Below are 2,360 nucleotides of genomic sequence, written 5' to 3' on the forward strand. Positions count from 1 at the left end.
GCTTTGAGCGAGAACCCGTTCAGTGGCCACGTCTTTGTCTTTCGCGGCCGGCGCGGCGACATCCTCAAAGTGCTGTGGTTTGATGGCCAAGGTTTGCTGCTGCTGAGCAAGCGGCTCGAACGCGGCCGCTTTGTCTGGCCGCAAGCTGCATCCGGCGGCGTGTCTCTGACCTCAGCCCAACTCTCGATGCTGCTTGAAGGCATCGACTGGCGCATGCCGGCGCGCACGCACCGTCCCGATCTGGCGGCGTAAAGCTTGGCAGTTGCGGGTCATTCCCGATGAGGTGAGACAGCAGAGTTGGGCATACTCAAAACCGTGCCGACGCCCCATCAACCGCCCCAGAACATCGACGAATTGCTGCGCATCATCGCGGCGCGCGACAGCGAGGTGGCCCTGCTCAAGTTGATGGTCGACAAACTCAAATTGCAACTGCTGCGCCGGGTTCGCTCCGAATTCGGTACCTCCAGCGAACAGTGGTCGGCGCAGATGCCTTTGATCGATGGTGGCGAGACCGCGATGGTCACTCGAGCCAAGGCCGCATCTGCACCGGCCCCCGCCAATGACCCGCAGATCGACCGCAGTCTGCCCGCGCACCTGCCGCGCGATGTTCGGGAGCACCTGCCCGAGATCAGCGACACGCACCAGGACACAAATGGCCAGTCCTGCGGGTGCACCGCTTGTGGCGCTCGACTGCGTAAGATAGGACAGGATGTCTCCGAACAACTGGAGTACGTGCCTGCCCACTTCAAGGTGATCCGGCATGTGCGTCCCAAGCTGGCCTGCGTGGCGTGCCATGCCATCTTCCAGGCCAGCGCACCCAGCCGCCCCATAGCGCGCGGACTGGCCGGTGCCGGCCTGCTGGCCCATGTGCTGGTGTCCAAGTACTGTGACCATTTGCCTCTCTACCGCCAAAGCGGCATTTACGCCCGCAGCGGTGTTGAGCTGGACCGCTCAACGCTGGCCGGCTGGGTTGACCAGGCCGGTCAATTGCTTGATCCCCTGGTGGCCGCACTGGGGCGCTACACCCTGGCGGCTGCCAAGATTCATGCCGACGACACCCCCGTGCCGGTGCTGCAGCCCGGGCGCGGCAAGACCAAGACGGGGCGCTTGTGGGTGTACGTCAGAGATGACCGTCCGATCGGCTCAAGTGCGCCACCGTCGGCCTGGTACCAGTACACCCCAGATCGCAAAGGCGAGCATCCAGAGCGCCACTTGAAGAAATATCGCGGCATTCTCCAGGCGGATGCCTATGGCGGCTGGGGCAAGCTGTACGCCTCAGGACAGATCACCGAGGCAGCATGCTGGGCGCACGCGCGCCGACCGTGGTGGGACCTGTACCTGAGCAGCGGCAAAGACGAGACGTCTATCGCAGCACAGGCGCTCAGACGCATTGCCGATCTGTATGCCATCGAGCGTGACATTCGGGGAAAGCCTCCCGACATTCGACAGGCCCAACGCCAGGCGCGTGCCGGGCCGCTGCTGCAGGAGATGCACGTCTGGTTGAGCCAGTTGGTTGGTCGGGTGTCGGCCAAATCGGAGTTGGCCAAAGCCATTGGCTATAGCCTGACACGCTGGCAGGCTCTGACGCGGTATTGCCAAGATGGGCGCATCGAGATGGACAACAACGCAGCAGAGCGGGCATTGCGCGGGGTGGCTTTGGGACGGGGCAACTACCTGTTCATGGGATCGGATGCCGGCGGCGAGCAAGCGGCGGCGATCTACAGCCTGGTGCAAACCGCCAAACTCAACGGGATTGACCCCGAGGCCTACTTGCGGGAGGTGCTCGGCCGCATAGCCGACCACCCCATCAACCGCATTGATGAGTTGCTGCCCTGGAACCTGATGCGGCAGTCCCGTCAGGCGGATCAACAACGCAAGGCGGCATGAGCGTGTCTGGCATTGACCCGCGGGTGCTGGACGCCCTGCAGAACGCAAGCAGCCTGGAGCTGTTCCAGCTCAGCACGCTGATCGAGCGGCTGCTGGCCGACCCACGCCGCATCATTGCCGTGCGCAAGGACATGAACCTGGGTCAAACCGTGCGCTTTGTGGACTGGCGCGATGGCAGTCTGCGAGAAGGCAAGGTGGTGGCCATGCGTGACACGCAGGTCACGTTGCAAGACCTGCGCGAGCGCAAAGAGTGGAAGTTGCCTTACGCCGCGATCGAACCGCCCTTGCCCGATCCTGCAACACGCCCTCAAGCTGTGGCGCCAGAGCCGCCGGCCGCCCCCCGACCGACGCGCAACGACTTTCGCTGCGGCGAGAAGGTCGCCTTTGAGGACAAGTACCTGCAGACCGTGGTGGGCACCATCGTGCGCATCAACAGCCGCACTGCAACCATCGACCCCGGTGATGGCACGCAG

Annotated in this window: 3 protein-coding genes; all 3 read left to right on the forward strand. The window is 63.8% G+C overall.

Annotated features, from left to right (window positions below):
- Window positions 1-252, forward strand: a 252-nt coding sequence (gene tnpB, locus DBR23_RS22205; RefSeq protein ID WP_146191410.1) for an IS66 family insertion sequence element accessory protein TnpB, incomplete at its 5' end; no start/stop codon positions are given.
- Between the two features lie 63 nt (window positions 253-315).
- The gene (locus DBR23_RS22210) at window positions 316-1,887 is read left to right on the forward strand and encodes an IS66 family transposase (RefSeq protein ID WP_034693102.1); all 1,572 of its coding nucleotides are present in this window, start codon (window positions 316-318) and stop codon (window positions 1,885-1,887) included.
- A partial coding sequence (locus tag DBR23_RS22215; protein ID WP_108499603.1) for a hypothetical protein occupies window positions 1,884-2,360 on the forward strand: 477 nt, incomplete at its 3' end. The genes DBR23_RS22210 and DBR23_RS22215, both read left to right, overlap by 4 nt.

It is taken from the genome of Acidovorax sp. HMWF018 (genome assembly GCF_003061035.1).
GTDB lineage: Bacteria > Pseudomonadota > Gammaproteobacteria > Burkholderiales > Burkholderiaceae_C > Acidovorax > Acidovorax delafieldii.